The 15,389-nt window shown below is 69.5% G+C and carries 12 protein-coding genes; 9 read left to right on the top strand and 3 right to left on the bottom strand.

Annotated elements, in window-relative coordinates; translation table 11 throughout:
- The first annotated feature begins 335 nt into the window (after positions 1-335).
- Entirely contained in the window at positions 336-617 is a 282-nt protein-coding gene (locus EES42_RS04815; RefSeq protein ID WP_124716817.1) for a type II toxin-antitoxin system Phd/YefM family antitoxin, read from the top strand.
- Complete coding sequence (locus EES42_RS04810; protein WP_124716816.1) at positions 614-868, top strand: Txe/YoeB family addiction module toxin; 255 nt, start codon at positions 614-616, stop codon at positions 866-868. Before EES42_RS04815 ends, EES42_RS04810 begins: the two co-directional genes overlap by 4 nt.
- Positions 869-1,041: 173 nt before the next feature.
- Here EES42_RS04810 and EES42_RS04805 read toward each other — a convergent pair whose 3' ends face one another.
- Complete coding sequence (locus EES42_RS04805) at positions 1,042-2,733, bottom strand: AIPR family protein (RefSeq protein ID WP_241196239.1); 1,692 nt, start codon at positions 2,731-2,733, stop codon at positions 1,042-1,044.
- Positions 2,734-3,572: 839 nt separating this feature from the next.
- Here EES42_RS04805 and EES42_RS04800 point away from each other — a divergent pair.
- Together EES42_RS04800 and EES42_RS04795 are read left to right on the top strand one after the other, a co-directional pair.
- Positions 3,573-4,337, top strand: coding sequence for an RNA polymerase sigma factor (locus EES42_RS04800; RefSeq protein WP_124716815.1), 765 nt, complete (start codon positions 3,573-3,575; stop codon positions 4,335-4,337).
- Complete coding sequence (locus EES42_RS04795; protein ID WP_241196238.1) at positions 4,316-5,440, top strand: hypothetical protein; 1,125 nt, start codon at positions 4,316-4,318, stop codon at positions 5,438-5,440. Before EES42_RS04800 ends, EES42_RS04795 begins: the two co-directional genes overlap by 22 nt.
- Before the next feature lie 213 nt (positions 5,441-5,653).
- Here EES42_RS04795 and EES42_RS04790 read toward each other — a convergent pair whose 3' ends face one another.
- A complete protein-coding gene (locus tag EES42_RS04790; protein ID WP_241196237.1) occupies positions 5,654-6,520 on the bottom strand; it encodes a L,D-transpeptidase family protein in 867 nt (288 codons plus the stop codon).
- Positions 6,521-6,805: 285 nt separating this feature from the next.
- Between EES42_RS04790 and EES42_RS04785 the strand changes: the two genes are divergently transcribed.
- Positions 6,806-8,386 (top strand): acyl-CoA mutase large subunit family protein, encoded by a 1,581-nt coding sequence (locus tag EES42_RS04785; protein WP_124716813.1) that lies wholly within the window; start codon positions 6,806-6,808, stop codon positions 8,384-8,386.
- 134 nt (positions 8,387-8,520) lie between these two features.
- Entirely contained in the window at positions 8,521-9,186 is a 666-nt protein-coding gene (gene leuE / locus EES42_RS04780) for a leucine efflux protein LeuE (RefSeq protein ID WP_124716812.1), read from the top strand.
- On the opposite strand, the gene EES42_RS04775 is transcribed toward leuE, so the two are convergent.
- Positions 9,173-10,600, bottom strand: coding sequence for an FAD-dependent monooxygenase (locus EES42_RS04775; protein WP_124716811.1), 1,428 nt, complete (start codon positions 10,598-10,600; stop codon positions 9,173-9,175). The genes leuE and EES42_RS04775 overlap by 14 nt on opposite strands.
- Positions 10,601-10,638: 38 nt before the next feature.
- On the opposite strand from EES42_RS04775, the gene EES42_RS04770 reads away from it, so the two are divergent.
- From EES42_RS04770 to EES42_RS04760, 3 genes are all read left to right on the top strand, one after another.
- Positions 10,639-11,283 (top strand): TetR/AcrR family transcriptional regulator C-terminal domain-containing protein, encoded by a 645-nt coding sequence (locus EES42_RS04770; RefSeq protein WP_124716810.1) that lies wholly within the window; start codon positions 10,639-10,641, stop codon positions 11,281-11,283.
- Positions 11,284-11,490: 207 nt separating this feature from the next.
- Complete coding sequence (locus tag EES42_RS04765; RefSeq protein ID WP_124716809.1) at positions 11,491-13,008, top strand: hypothetical protein; 1,518 nt, start codon at positions 11,491-11,493, stop codon at positions 13,006-13,008.
- Positions 13,005-15,350: a glycosyltransferase gene (locus EES42_RS04760; protein ID WP_124716808.1), complete on the top strand. Its 2,346-nt coding sequence runs from the start codon at positions 13,005-13,007 to the stop codon at positions 15,348-15,350. The genes EES42_RS04765 and EES42_RS04760 overlap by 4 nt, the downstream gene beginning before the upstream one ends.
- The last annotated feature ends 39 nt before the right edge of the window (positions 15,351-15,389 follow it).

Here is a 15,389-nt window from a genome sequence, read left to right as displayed (position 1 = left end):
CGGCGAAATCCGGATGAACCGGTTGGCGCGTTGGTCACGCGAGTGGTCTGCTCACGTCAAAGAGTGCAAGTCGGGGCCTGTGGGGAGGTCGAGGAGTACGCGACGCAGGACTGCGACGTGATGGAGTTCCGGTTCAACGTTTAGGTGTAAATCCGCCACGTCGCCTCTGCTGAATGTGCAGGTCAGAGGGGTCCGAATCGTCGGAGTCGGACCCCTGGCTCTTTTCCGGGCCGGGATGGTGCTGGGATCCTTGACGGGGTTGTCACTCATCGAGCCCCACTCTGGGCGGCCATCAGTGGTACCTTATTCGGTACCGCTTGGTAGGGAGTCAATCCATGTCGATAACTGCGAGCGAAGCCCGCAAGAGTCTCTTTCCGTTGATCAAGAAGGTCAACGACGATCATGAGGCCATCGAGATCGTGTCCAAGCATGGCAACGCCGTACTCGTCTCGGCAGAGGACTACGCGGCGCTGCGCGAGGGCTCGTACCTGCTGCGCTCGCCTGCGAATGCACGTCGCTTGCTCAAGGCGTACGAGAACGCCCTGGCGAACGTCAATGTCTCGGAGCGTGAGCTGATTGATCCCGATGCGGCGGATTCTGCTGAGGGTGCTGCGTGAGGCTGGTCTTCGAGGATCAGGGCTGGGAGGACTACACGTCCTGGCTCAAGAACGACCGCAAGATACTCGCTCGGATCAACAAGCTCATCGAAGACGTCAAACGCGACCCCTTCAGTGGAATCGGCAAGCCCGAGCCGCTGAAGTACCACTTGCCCGGGGCGTGGTCGCGGCGGATCGACGATGAGCACCGCCTCGTCTACGTGGTCACGGACAAGGAAATTGTCATTCTCGCGGCTCGTTATCACTACTGACATCCAGGACGTTCTCCTGTGGGCCACGGCCCGTGCGGCGCATGCTAGCGATGGAAGGCGCTGCTCGGATCACGGTCAGGGAGTTGTATCGCCTATGGCTTGCAGTGGTCGGGCGTTAAATCCTGAGCGGTCTGGGGTGCCCGGCAAAGAGTCAATCTGCCGGGCGCCGTCGTTCAGCCGGCACTCAACTTGGTCTCGACCTGGGTGACCAGGTCGCGGCACTTCGTGATGTTCTTGAAGAGCGGTGCGAGATAGTTGTTCGAGTACGTGCTCTCGATGGCCTCGGTTAGGTGGTCGAGAGTGATGCCGGTCACCTTGTGGATTCGCCTGATGTCCTTATCCCAGTCGTAGTTCGCATCGTTGACTTTGTCCATTCCGAGTTGGTTGAAGACCAGCTGTAGCACAAGCCGGTTCCCGTGTGCGGCCACGGCGAACTCCCTGTCGACAAGGTTCTTCCGGCGATTGGTCAAGTCTGCCTCGACCGCACGCATCACTTGAACGCAACGCCACACCCGGTGCGCACTGGTCCCGTTGTTGAACAGATTTGTGTATGGCGCACGTTCGGTGTTTTCGGACAGCCGGCCGACGGCGCTCTTCGCCAGAACCGTGTAGTACGGATTATTGTGGGCGCAGGCAAGGGCAACGATTGCGTCTTCGACTGTGCATCCGTCACTCTCTATGGGTACGCTTTCTCCGCGCTTGACGGAATACTGCTTGTGCAGTGACAGAAGCATGTCTCGACGAATGCGCTCCTGCTGTTGATCAAGTGCGACGAAGTCGCGGCTCTCGACACTGTTTTGCGTGTTCGTCGCCCGGGTCACATCCGTGGCGAAATCGGGTGGACACCCCTCGAGTGAGATGAATCTCACCCACACGCGGGCCTCTTCGAGGGACTTCTCCTCCTTCATTGCGGCCCGGTGGATGCTCGCCACGGTCTGCGCCCCGTTGACCACGCTCACACCCTCGATCGTGAAGTCCCCGTATGCATGGGTAGAGCCACCACGAGGCGTCTTCTTGATGGACTCGCAGAGTGCGGTGATTCCGTTATTGAAATACCAGAAGTTCTCGCCCTGGGTGAGTAGCGTGTGGGTCAAGCCCTCGTTTACCTCGGTATTGCCGAGCGACTTTCGTAGATTCTGCGAGAAGAGTCGATCACCATATTGTTCGAACCAAGAGGAGATTTCTGTTGCCTGAACAAGTCCGTAGTACGCCTGATAAGGAAGGTCGACCTTGCCCCACTGCTCAATAGGGACGGTCATCTCGATCCGTGGCCCTGTTGTTCCTTCAACCACCATGGAATGGAATTCTCGTAGGCCAAGTACTTCCAGAGTGACCACCGGATCATTTTCGTTGGCTTCTGCCAGGAAGTCGTCGAACACGTATTGTGCTTCCGTTGGCAGGGTGCTCTGGCCCGTAGTGGCGACAACCACGATGAAGGTGACCGCGGCATCACTCAGAGCCGCAGTGATTTCCGTGCGACGCGCTTGGAGTGCGGGGGAGAAGCGGTCGAACCTCATGTTGAACAGGTCGCTGCAGCCGTTCCGGATCTTGAGGGCGTCGGCCTGGGACAGCCCAGAGTTTCCTGAACTGTCTAGTTTGGACTGGACGATGACGATCCGACGATTCTCCTCATCAATGGCTAGAGCGTCGATCGCGTTGTCGTGGAACCCGTCAGTCACGGCGGCCGCGGCCTCGTCGAGGGTGCGGCCCGTGAAGCGCTGTACGGCGCGAGCTGCCAATGCCCTGCTGAGGAAGATCGTGTCGGACTGGGTTCGCTGACTGTCCGTCAGATCGCTCAAGTCGATCAGGCCGGTGAAGTCCTGCCTGAGTGAATCCTTGACGTGGTGAACATGCAGCGCGCGCACGGGGGTCCCGCCCCTCGTCGTCCTGTGATCCAGCGTAAGCCTTGGGAATGGCCCGGCCTTGGCCTTTTCGGCGGCGGCGCAAGAGGCCATCAGGCTCTCGCTCCGATCGGGATCCGAGACGGTTTTGGGCTGCGGCAGCGGTGGTGGCGCCGAGGGAGACAGGCCCGCGAGTGCCGCCCATCGCGGGGGGCAACTGCATGAGCTTGCCCGGCGCTGGGTGTCCGCCTGCTGGTCCTTCCTCCTGTCAGGCGGCAGACGGTGTGGGTGGCCCCTTCTTCGGGAAAGGAGCGGCGGATCGGTGTGTGCACCCAGGCGATGTCGCTATCGAGGTCGGGTCGACATCTCGCCAGCGTCGGCCAGAGCCTCGACGTGCTGAAGTGGCCGGGACAGAGCCCCGTCCGGAGTGCCGTGTCGAGTGTTCCGCTTCCGGCGGTCCAGGTGTGGTCGGGAGCGGTGAGATCGTCATCGGTCTGAGCGGCAGGAGCTGGGCCGGCCCGGGGATCGACGTGGTCGCGTTTCCGGAGGTAGCCGTTGGGCCACGCGGTTGCCTGTGCGCGCCATGAGTGCAGGCCAAGAAGAAGAAACTACTGAGGACGACCGGGGCCGCCACCCCCCACAGGAGAGGCCCCGGTCGTCTTCCGCGGGGCCGTAGGACGACCCCGTACTCCTCTCAGCGCCGTCGGTGCGTTTTCTGTCACACCGCACGGTGTCCGAGGAATGTTGCGGGTTGTACAAGTCATGGACGTGAGCCCCGCCGAGGACGTAGCGTGCTGAGTCGCGCAGGGTGGCGCGGCAGTGATGACCAGCTGCGATTCGGGACAGCAGGGCAGGTTGAGGGAGTGCTGGGGGACGACGCGGAGCTCACTGCCGCGGTACTCGCGGCACAGGACGGGGACGAGGACGCCTTCCGTACTGTGTACCGCGCTGTGCAGCCGAGGCTGTTGGGCTACATAAGGACACTGGTGGGGGAGCCGGACGCCGAGGACGTGGCGTCCGAGTCCTGGTTGCAGATAGCGCGCGACCTCGACCGGTTCAGCGGCGACGCCGACCGCTTCCGCGGCTGGGCGGCGCGCATAGCCCGCAACCGGGCGCTGGACCATCTGCGGATGCGCGGCAGGCGCCCCGCGATCGGCGGCGACGAGTCGGAGCTGTCCGAGCGGCCGGCCGAGTCCGACACCGCGGACGAGGCGATGGAGGCCCTGGCCACCGGCCGCACGATGTCGCTCATCGCCCAGCTGCCGCAGGACCAGGCCGAGGCCGTGGTGCTGCGGGTGGTCGTGGGCCTGGACGCGAAGGGGGCCGCGCAGACGCTGGGCAAGCGTCCGGGGGCGGTACGCACCGCGGCGCACCGGGGCCTGAAGCGGCTGGCCGAGCTGTTGCGCACGGACGGCGGCGACGGCGACGACGATGAGAACGGCGGTGCGGACAGCGGCGTGGACGGCGCCCCCGAAGAAGATCCGGCGGACCCGTCCGCCCCGCACCGGAGCACGGCTGCCCGGACGGCGGAACTCGACGCGGTGCCCGCCCAGCGCCCCGCCCGCAACGGTCTGGCGGCGCCGGCCGGTGTGACGCATTCGCGTCCGTGGACGCAGAGGGACATGTGATGGCCGACGAGCGGTACGAATGGCTTGACAAGGACGCCGCGGAGAGACTGCTCCGCGGCGAGCCGGTCGATCCCGTCGGCGGCCGGTCGTGTACGGACGCCGAGAGGCTCGTGGCCGCGCTGGAAGCCGCCGCCCGTGCCACCCGCCCGGCCACCGCCGAACTGCCCGGCGAGGCCGCGGCGCTCACCGCCTTCCGCACGGCCGGCCGCTCCGCGCGCGCGACGCGGGCGAACGCGCGGCCGACGGGCGCCGAGGAGGGCCGGTCCGCCGGTGCCGAGGCGCTCGACCCGGTCCTCATCGGGGCCGGCGCGGGCGGCTCCGTCCCGTACGCCACCGCGTCCGCGGCCACCGGACGCACCCGCTCCGCGCGCTGGAGCCGGCCCGTCCGCTTCGGCCTGGTCGCCTCCCTCGCGGGCTGCGCGCTCGGCGGGGTGGCCGTGGCGGCGGGAACCGGAATGCTGCCCGGACCGTTCGGCGGGAGCACTCCGCTGCCCGCGGCCTCCGTCTCGGCCGAGGCGACGCCCGAGGAGCTCGGCTCGGGGCTCACCACGGACGAGACCGCGCAGCCGCCGCCGTCGGCCTCCCCGAAGGGGAGCGCCTCCAAGCCCCCGGCCAGCCCCTCCGCCCCGGCCGAGAACCGGGACCACGACAGATCCGGCAGGACGACGGAGCCCGGCGGCGGCGACAAGCGGAAGCCCGGCGGCGGCGCGACCGGCTCCCCGGGCGGCACCCGCGGCGGCAAGCAGACCGAGAGTCCCTGGAACGAGGCCTCCGGCGACTGGTACGCCAAGGCGCTGCAGGCCTGCCGCGACTACCGCGACGGCAAACTGAACGAGAAGCGCAGACAGAAGCTCGAAGCCCTGGCCAACGGTGCCCGGAACCTGGACCGGTTCTGCGACCGTGTGATCGAGAGATCCGAGCCGGGCCGGAACGACCAGGGCGACGACGACGGCCAGGGCGAGGACGGCTCGTCCTGGAACAACAGCGGCTCCGCCGCCGGCCTGCCCTCCTCGGTCCGGTTCGCCGAAGGGGTGCGCATCCCCCCGGCCCCGGCCTCCCTGACGCCCTCGGCCCGGGCCTCCGGCACCGGTTCGCGGAGCTGAGCGAAGCCGTTCGCGACAGGCTTTTTTTCGGCCCTCCGCCACCAGGTGTGACGTTTTTCGAGGCCGCGGCGCAGTACAGAGTGAGCCGACTGGTCATCGGCAGCGCACAGAGCCGGGGTTCCCCCCGTACCTACGGCTCAGCGCACATGGCGCGGGCGGGACACGTTCCCCCGGTCCCGTCCGCGCCTCTTCTCCTTCTCCGGAAGCTCCGTCCTATCCGTAGACGACGACCTTGTCGCCGTTCTTCACCTGGGCGAAGAGCGAGGCGATCTTCCCCTCGTCCCGTACGTTGACGCAGCCGTGCGAGGCGCCGTCGTAGCCGCGGGCCGCGAAGTCCGACGAGTAGTGCACCGCCTGGCCGCCGCTGAAGAACATCGCGTACGGCATGGCCGTGTGATAGATCGACGAGACGTGGTGGCGGGACTTCCAGTAGACCGAGAAGGTGCCCTCGCGCGTCGGTGTGTACTGGGAGCCGAAGCGGACGTCCATCGACGACACGACCCGGCCGTCGATCATCCAGGACAGCGTCCGGCTGTTCTTGCTGATGCAGAGCACCCGGCCGGTCATGCAGCGCTTGTCCGGCTTGGTGACCGGCCGGGTGGTCGGCGGGTTCAGTTCGGCGGCGGTCGGCTCGTGCGTCATGCCGAGCAGCTTCTGCCAGGTGAGGGTGTCCGCCCTGCCCGTACGGGTCAGGCCCCGCTTGCCCTGGAAGGACTGGACCGCGGCGACCGTGACGGTGCCGTAGTAGCCGGTGGGGCTGCGGTCGAAGTGGCCGATCTGCCGAAGCCGGGCCTGGAGTTCGCGCACCTGCTTGCCCTGGGAACCGCTCGCCATCAGCGTCGTGCCCTGCGGGTCGGGCTTCGGCGTGGGCGACGCCGTGGCCGTCGGCGGCGTCGGTGACGGCGAGGCGGTGGGCGAGGACGGCGGTGCGGTCGGCTTGTTGTCGTCGGTGGCGGTGGCCCGCGGCGGCGCCGAAGGGGCCGCCGGTGCGCTGCCGGCGGCCTGCGCCTTGCAGCCGGCCGTCGCGGCGGCGACGGTGAGAACGGCGAGCACCGAGGCCCCCGCCCGAGCCCGTTTCACGTTCCGTTTCGCGTTCCGCGAGGTGCTTGCGGTGGTGCTGCCCATCATCTCGGCCCCCTGTGTGTCCGGTGTGTCCGGTGTCCCCTTGGACGGATTCCCGCTCTGCCCGGTTGCCAAAGCCCGCGCATGATGGGGAGAGCGGCGACGAGACCCCGGGCGGGGCTGTGAGCAAGGTCCCAGCCCGTCCCTCTCCAACGGTCTCGCGCCCACCGCTACAGTCCGTCGCGGGAATCGTGGTTACCAGTAAGTAGCTTTACTGAGCAGCTTCAGCGGGAGGCACAGCAGATGACGCGCGAGTCGGAGTCGGGACTGCCCATCGAACCGGTCTACGGGCCGGACGCACTCGACGGCTGGAGCCCCGGCGAAAAGCTGGGAGAGCCGGGTGCCTACCCCTTCACGCGCGGTGTCTACCCCTCGATGTATACCGGCCGTCCGTGGACGATGCGCCAGTACGCGGGTTTCGGTACGGCCACGGAATCCAACGCCCGCTACAAGCAGCTGATCGCCAACGGGACGACGGGCCTGTCCGTCGCCTTCGACCTGCCCACCCAGATGGGCCACGACTCGGACGCGCCGATCGCGTCCGGCGAGGTCGGCAAGGTCGGGGTCGCGATCGACTCGATCGACGACATGCGGGTGCTGTTCGACGGGATCCCGCTGGACCGGGTCTCCACGTCCATGACGATCAACGCCCCGGCCGCGCTGCTCCTGCTGCTCTACCAACTGGTCGGCGAGGAACAGGGCGTCCCGGCCCGGAAGCTCACCGGCACCATCCAGAACGATGTGCTCAAGGAGTACATCGCGCGCGGCACGTACATCTTCCCGCCCGGCCCCTCGCTGCGGCTGATCGCCGACATCTTCAAGTACTGCCGGGCCGAGATCCCGAAGTGGAACACCATCTCGATCTCCGGCTACCACATGGCCGAGGCCGGGGCCTCGCCCGCGCAGGAGATCGCCTTCACCCTCGCCGACGGCATCGAGTACGTACGTACCGCCGTCGCGGCCGGCATGGACGTCGACGACTTCGCGCCCCGCCTCTCCTTCTTCTTCGTCGCCCGCACCACGATCCTCGAAGAGGTCGCCAAGTTCCGCGCCGCCCGCCGGATCTGGGCCAGGGTGATGAGGGAGGAGTTCGGCGCCGAGAACCCCAAGTCGCTGATGCTGCGCTTCCACACCCAGACCGCGGGCGTCCAGCTCACCGCCCAGCAGCCCGAGGTCAATCTGGTCCGCGTCGCCGTCCAGGGCCTGGCCGCGGTCCTCGGCGGAACCCAGTCGCTGCACACCAACTCCTTCGACGAGGCGATCGCCCTCCCCACCGACAAGTCCGCCCGGCTGGCCCTGCGCACCCAGCAGGTCCTGGCGTACGAGACGGACGTCACCGCGACCGTCGACCCGTTCGCCGGGTCGTACGTCGTCGAGACGATGACCGACGAGGTCGAGGCCGCCGCCCTGGAGCTGATGGCCAAGGTCGAGGACATGGGCGGCGCGGTCAGCGCGATCGAGCGCGGCTTCCAGAAGAGCGAGATCGAGCGCTCCGCGTACCGCATCGCCCTGGAGACCGACAGCGCGGAGCGCGTGGTGGTCGGGGTGAACCGCTTCCAGCTCGACGAGGAGGAGCCGTACGAGCCGCTCCGCGTCGACCCCGCGATCGAGGCCGAGCAGGCGGCCCGTCTGGCGAAGCTCCGCGCCGACCGCGACCAGGGCGCGGTGGACGCCGCGCTGGCCCGGCTGCGGAAGGCGGCCGAGGGCACGGAGAACGTCCTGTACCCGATGAAGGACGCGCTCAGGGCCCGGGCGACGGTGGGCGAGGTGTGCGACGCGCTGCGCGAGGTGTGGGGGCGGTACGTCCCGTCGGACGCTTTCTGAGGCGGCGGGTACCCGGACGGGTGATCTCTCGCTGAATGTCCGCGACCCTGGATGAGCTCATGAACAGATGAGCTCATGAACAGTGGTCGAACCCCCTGGACGGAGTGTCGTACCCGCGTGCGACACTCCGTTTCATGCTGGGTGTCACCGATCTTCCGACCTATCTCGCCGGCCTGGTGCTGATCGTCCTGCTGCCGGGGCCGAATTCGCTGTACGTGCTCTCCGTCGCCGCCCGGCGCGGGGTGCGGACCGGGTATGTGGCGGCGGCCGGGGTGTGGACCGGGGACACCGTGCTGATGACGCTGTCCGCGCTCGGGGCCTCGTCGCTGCTGCAGACGACGCCGGTGCTCTTCGCCGTCGTCAAGTTCGCCGGTGCGGGCTATCTGACCTGGCTGGCGATCGGCATGCTGCGGGCCGCGGTGACCATGTGGCGCGAGCGGCACCGGCGGATGGCCGAGCTGACCGAAGAGGATGCCGGGCCCGCGGCCGTGGCGGCGATGGAGCGGCCGTACCGGCGGGCGCTGGTGGTCAGTCTCTTCAACCCGAAGGCCATCCTCTTCCTGATCTCGTTCTTCGTTCAGTTCGTCGACCCGCACTACGCCTATCCGGCGCTGTCCTTCCTGGTGCTGGGCACCCTGCTGCAGATCGCCAGCTTCCTCTATCTGTCGATGCTGATATTCGGCGGCACCCGGCTGTCCGCCGCGTTCCGCCGCCGCAAGCGGCTGTCGGCGGGCGCCACTTCGGCGGCCGGTCTGCTCTTCCTGGGGTTCGCGGCGAAGCTCTCGCTCAGCAGCGTGTGACCTCGGGGACCCCCAGCGGGGCCAGGTAGCGCGCCAGGCCCGAGGCGTCCTCGCCCGCCCAGCCGATGTAGCCGTCGGGGCGGACCAGGAACAGACCCTTGCCGTACGCCTCGCAGGCGTCTGTGCGGTGCACGCGCAGCTGTTCGCCGTCGAAGGCCGGGAGGCCGGTGTCCGTGCCGGCCGTCAGCAGGGTGAAGTGCGGGCCCCGGAAGAGGTCGAAGAGACGGCGGCCCCCGTCCGCCGGGCCGTCCGGGGCGCGGTCGCCGGAGTGCAGGGCACCGGCCCGGCCCACCGACAGCGGGCCCTCGCGGTAGCCGAGGCCGAGCTGCTGGGTCGCCGCGCCGCGCTCCTGCTCGCCCCGGTGGATCCGGGTCGACAGGCCGAGCATGGCGGCGGCGACCGGGCGGCGCTCCTGTTCGTAGCTGTCGAGCAGGGAGACGGGCGCACCGTGCCGCAGCACCTGGCCGAGCTTCCAGCCCAGGTTGTACGCGTCCTGGACGCTGGTGTTCAGGCCCTGCCCGCCCGCGGGGGAGTGGACGTGCGCGGCGTCGCCCGCCAGGAAGACCCGGCCGTCGCGGAACCGGTCGGCCAGCGCGGCGCGCGGCCGGAAGTCGGAGGACCAGCGGACCTCGGTGATGTCCCCGGCCGCCAGATGGGTACGGGCGGCGACCAGCGCGCGCACCCCCTCCGGAGACGTGTCGGGCTCGCCCTCCCTGAACTGGGCGACCAGCTGGAAGTCCGCCGTGCCGGGCAGCGGGCAGAGCGCGAGGAAGCCCTGCTCCCCGTTCATCACATGCCAGTTGAGCCGGTCCAGCGCACCCTCGGCCACCCGTACGTCGGCGACCAGCATCGGCGCCGGGTCCACGGTCTCGCCCGCCATGGCGATCCCAAGCTCGCGCCGGACCGTACTGCGTCCGCCGTCCGCCGCGACCAGGAAGGAGGCCCGGACCGGCCCGCCGGACAGGTGGGCCGTGACGCCGTCCGCGTCCTGGCCGAGCCCGGTCAGGGCGGTGGAGAAGGCGACATCGCCACCCAGCTCGCGCAGCCGGGCCAGCAGGATCTCCTGGGTGCGCCACTGCGGCAGCAGCCACGGCTCCCCGTACGGCTCGGCGTCCGTCGGGGCGGCGCGGCGGAACATGTCGTGCTCCCGCTGCCGCTCCCCGTCCTGCCAGACCATCCCGACCGGAGCCGGACCGCCGTGCTCGCGCACCGCGTCGCCGACCCCGAGGTCGTCCAGCACCTCCCGGGTGCGTGGCTGGATGCCCTTGCCGCGCGAGCCGGGGAAGAGCGCGGGCGCCTGCTCGACGACCAGGGCGCGCACGTCGCGGCGGGCCAGATCGCAGGCGAGGGCCAGGCCGCAGGGGCCGGCTCCGACGATCAGGACCTCGATTTCCTTAACGCTGTTAAGTTCCATGGTCGGGAGTGTGTGCTTAACGCTGTTAAATTGTCAAGGTGGGTACGACGAAGATCGACCGGGCACGGGTGGCCGACACCGGGCTGCGGCTACTGAACGAGGCGGGCCTCGACGGCCTCACCCTGCGCGCCATCGCCAGGGAGCTGGACGTCAAGGCGCCCGCGCTCTACTGGCACTTCAAGGACAAGCAGGCGCTCCTCGACGAGATGGCCACGGTGATGTACCGCCGGATGCTCGCCGAGGACCTGCCGGGACCGGGCCCGGAGCGCTGGCAGGACCAGCTCGTCGCGTACAACAGCGCGCTGCGCACCGCCCTGCTGCGCTACCGCGACGGGGCGAAGGTCTACAGCGGGGCCAGATTCACCGGCACCGACCACGCCGACGGTCTCGAAACCCATCTGCGGACGATGGTCGACGCCGGTTTCGAGCTGTGGCAGGCCGTCCGGGCCGGCACCACCGCTTACTCGTACACCATGGGCTTCGTCACCGAGGAGCAGGGCGTCCGGCCGATGCCGGACGAGCGGCGCGAGGGCTTCGACATCGACGAGCGGGCCGCACGCATGACCGCGTACCCGCTCGCCGCCGCGGCCGGTGCCGAGATCTTCGCCAACTACGACGAACGCTTCGAGGACGGGCTGCGGCTGATCGTCGCGGGCATCGAGGCGCGGTACGGGGTGCGCTGAAAGGCCTGTACCAGCGGGGTCGGTGCGCAGTTTCCGGTACCGAAAGGGCGAGTTCATCCGGTGGCCGTTCAGGTTTCTTAACGTGTCGCGGAACCGAACACGCGCGCCGAGCATCCGCCCCGCACCGGGGCGGGGCCCCGGCGCGCCCCGGTGACCGCACGCCCGGACACGCCCCCTTCCCCCACGGGCACAGACGCTTGGAGCGCCATGAGAGAAGCCCGCACCCGTTGGCCACGGCAACGCGACTCGGCCCCGCCCGGGAGCGCCGCGTCGCCGCTCGCCTCCGTCACCCCGACCGACATGGACGTGTGCCTGCGGGCCTGTGCCGCGCACAGCACCAAACTGGTGGCGGGGCTCGACCGGCGGCGTGCGGCACTCGCGGAGGCGCTGCGGCACCTGCTGGCCGTGCACGCCGCGACGCGGCCCGCGCCGTCCACGGCCACCGCGCCCTCGCTCCCGCTGATGCGGCGGTCCGGCAAGGCGGGCGGGAACTCCGCCGCGGCCCTCGCCGACGAACTGATCGACCCGCTGCTCGCGGTCGGCAACAAGGCCCTGGACTGCGGGTACGAGGACGAGCTGAAGCTCGCGGTGCTCATCGGGGACACGGTGCTGACCCAGCGCAAGGGCTCCCGGGCCGGCTGGCGGCTGCGCGCCAGGACGCTGGAGGCGATGGGCGCCGAGGCCGCGGCCATCGAGGCGTACGAGCGCTATCTCTCGTTCACCGAGGACGACGGCTTCGGCATCGCGGCCAAGGTCGTCGGGCTGCGCGCGGGCGCACGGCGCCAGGACGAGCTGCTGCGCAGGCTGGAGCACGACTGCCCGGCTGCCGTCGAGCACGCGGACCGCCCCGTCACCGAGTCCTGGGCCGAGGGACTGGCCCTCCAGGCGCGCGGCGACTGGGACCGGGCCGAGCCCCTGCTCGTCAGCGCCCTGCTCGCCCAGGAGCGCACCGGGGCCCCGGTCACCGAACTCCAGGAGGCCACCTCCCAGTACCTCGGACTGGCCATGGAGGCGGCCGGAACGGACCCCGCCGCCGTGGCCGGGCTCACCGGGACCGTCGGCCTCTACGCCGAACAGCGCCGCAGCCGGATGCGCGGCCCGGTCGCGGACCCCACCTTCGGCGGGGTCGAGTGGACCACCGTCGGCGAGTTCCGCAACCGGATCGCGGGAAAGTCGATCTGCCTGATAGCCAACTCCCAGCGCGTCGGCTCCAGTTCGATGGGCGCCGAGATCGACGGCTACGACCTGGTCGTACGGTTCAACTCGTACCGGATCGACCCGGCGGCCACCGGACGGCGCACCGACATCCACGCCACCATCCACAAGCACGGGTTCAACTGGGACCAGAAGGTGCACACCCGGCTGGTCTTCGGCGGAGTCGCCGGCGACTGGAAGCACTCCCTGCGCAACCGCCTCGTCCCCGGCGCCCAGCAGTACCTGGGCGACGAGTCGCTGCGCTGGCCGCTGCGCGACATCGGCCGCGTCGGCGCCGACGTCTGGCCGGCCATCCCCACCACCGGCTTCAACATGCTCTGGCTCCTGGACCACCTCGACGTCAGCAGCCGGCTCGACCTGATCGGCTTCGACTTCTACGAGAGCGGCGCCTACCGCCTGCCCGGCGCGATGCGGATGCCCATCACCTCCGTGCACGAGTACACCAGCGAAAAGGCGTGGGTCATGGAACGCGCCCAGAGCGTCACCGACATGAGGATCCGACTGCGATGACGACGACCGCCACGCCTCTTTCCGCCCCACCCGCCTCGCCCGCGCCCGCGAACCCGCTCACCGGCAAGCGCCGGATCGCCTTCGCGAGCTTCGTCGACGAGAACTACCTGCCCGGCTTCCTCGCCCTGCTGCGCAGCCTGGCCCTGTCCAACCCGGACGTCTGCGAGGACTTCCTCGTCCTGCACGACGGACTGCGCCCCGCCTCCGTCGCACAGATCCGGGCCCTGCACCCGCGCGTCGACTTCCGCCGCGTCGACGCCGGGCACTACGACTCGTACGCCAAGGGCGACCAGGACAACTACCTGGTGCGCAAGGCCTACTTCATCCTCGACGTCTTCCGGGTCCGCGACTACGACACCGTGATCACCCTGGACACCGACATGGTCGTCCTCGGCGATCTCGGTGAACTGCTCGGACTGCGCGAAGGACTGGCCGCCGTACCGCAGTTCTTCTACGGGCAGCACAAGCTCAACAGCGGACTGCTGGTCATCCAGCGCGAGTATCTGAGCGACGCGTTCTGCGCGCGGCTCGACGAGGTGGGGCGGGCCGGCACGTACGAGCTCGACAAGCACGACCAGGGCATCCTCAACGCCGTGCTCGACGGTGACTTCGTCCAGCTCGACGCCCGCTACAACTTCGTCAAGCGACGGCTGAGCGGCGACCTCCCGGTCCCCGACTCCACCGCGATCCTGCACTTCACCGGGCGGCACAAGCCCTGGCAGGGCGGCGAGGCCGGATACCGCGAGGCGGAGGACCGCTGGCACGAATTCGAGCTGTCCGACGCCGAGTTCCACGCCGCCTACCTGGCGCTGCCCGGTGCCAAGCACCACGACCTGCTGGTCCACTACGGCACCCCGCACGTGCGGCGCACCGGCTCCCCGGAGGACGCCCGCAAGGTCGCCGCCTCCCACATCGCGGCGGGCGAGTACCAGGAGGCGGCCGATCTGCTGGGCCGGGTCCGGATCCCCGTCGACGAATCCTGGCCCCACGAGGTGCTCGGCCACGCCCTGATGAGCGTCTCCCGCTACGAGGAGGCCCGAGCCAGGCTGCTGCTCGCCACCGCGTCGCCCAACCGGGCTCCGACCGCCTTCGCCCGCCTCGCCCAGATCGCCTGGATCCACGGCGACGACGACGCGGCGGCCGAGTACGCGCTCAAGGGCCTCGCGGTCGACCCCACCCACCGGGCCAACCGGCTGATGCACAAGCGCACCACCGACCTGACCCCGCCCGCGGAGGGCCCCGCCGCCGGCCAGCTCGCCCATGTCGCCTTCTACATGGAGCGCCAGGGCAACGCCGGGGACAAGCTGCTGCCGGAGAGCGTACGGCTGGCCTTCGGCCGGGACACCGGCCCGCAGCGGTGGCACTCCATCCACGCCCACCGGCTCTTCGACGAGGCCGCGCTGGAACGGGTCAACGAACGCCGGGGCCTGGTCATCGGCGGCGGCGGCCTCTTCATCCCGGACACCGCGCCCAACGGCAACAGCGGCTGGCAGTGGAACGTCCCGGACGAACTGCTCGACCGGATCGACGTACCCGTCATGGTCTACGCGGTCGGCTTCAACGCCTTCGACGGCCAGGCGTACGGGCACGGGCGGGAGAGGTTCCTCTCCAGCCTGCGCCGGCTCGTCGAACGGGCCTCGTTCTTCGGGTTGCGCAACCACGGCTCCATCGAGAAGGTCCGCGAACTGCTGCCCGCCTCGCTCCACGACAAGGTGCGCTTCCAGCCCTGCCCGACGACGGTCACCAGGCAGCTGGTGGACGGCTGGGCGGACCCGGTGCGGCGCGAGGACACCGTGCTGATCAACGCCGCGTACGACCGCTCGGGGCTCCGCTTCGGGCACGACTACGGGCACTTCCTGGCCGAGATGGCGACCGCGGTGCGGGAGCTCGGCACCCGGGCCGAGGTCCAGTGCGTCGCCCACTCGCTGGACGACGAGCGGATCGCCTTCGACCTGCGGCGCGAGCACGGCATCGCGCTGCCGGTGATCCCGATGTACGACTTCGACAACGACGCGATCCGGGACACCTACGCCCGGACCAAGCTGGTCATCGGGATGCGCGGGCACGCGGGGATGATCCCGTTCGGCTGCGGTACGCCGATCATCAGCCTGATCTCGCACCCGAAGATGGCGTACTTCCTCGCCGACATCGACCGCCCGGAGTGGGGCATCTCGGTCCACGACCGGCACCTCGGGGCCCGCCTCGCCGAACGGGCCGCCGGACTGCTCGACGACCACGCGGCGACCGTCGCCGATGTGCACGGCCGGCAGCAGGAACTCTGGAAGGTCACCGAGGCCAACGCGGCGGACCTGCGGGTGATCCAGGGCGGCGTCACGGTCTGACCGGCCGTGCGGCGGTGGGGCGGGGCGCGCCGGGTCCGG

The sequence above is a fragment of the Streptomyces sp. ADI95-17 genome (assembly GCF_003846175.1).
Classification (GTDB): Bacteria; Actinomycetota; Actinomycetes; order Streptomycetales; family Streptomycetaceae; genus Streptomyces; species Streptomyces sanglieri.
The sequence above is the reverse complement of the archived record's forward strand: the minus strand, read 5'-3'. Positions and strand labels throughout refer to the sequence as shown.

Coding starts and splice junctions, on each gene's coding strand:
- EES42_RS04815 (WP_124716817.1), top strand. CDS start 336: ATGTCGATAACTGCGAGCGAAGCCCGCAAGAGTCTCTTTCCGTTGATC.
- EES42_RS04785 (WP_124716813.1), top strand. CDS start 6,806: ATGACGCGCGAGTCGGAGTCGGGACTGCCCATCGAACCGGTCTACGGG.
- leuE (WP_124716812.1), top strand. CDS start 8,521: ATGCTGGGTGTCACCGATCTTCCGACCTATCTCGCCGGCCTGGTGCTG.
- EES42_RS04775 (WP_124716811.1), bottom strand. CDS start 10,600: ATGGAACTTAACAGCGTTAAGGAAATCGAGGTCCTGATCGTCGGAGCC.
- EES42_RS04765 (WP_124716809.1), top strand. CDS start 11,491: ATGAGAGAAGCCCGCACCCGTTGGCCACGGCAACGCGACTCGGCCCCG.
- EES42_RS04760 (WP_124716808.1), top strand. CDS start 13,005: ATGACGACGACCGCCACGCCTCTTTCCGCCCCACCCGCCTCGCCCGCG.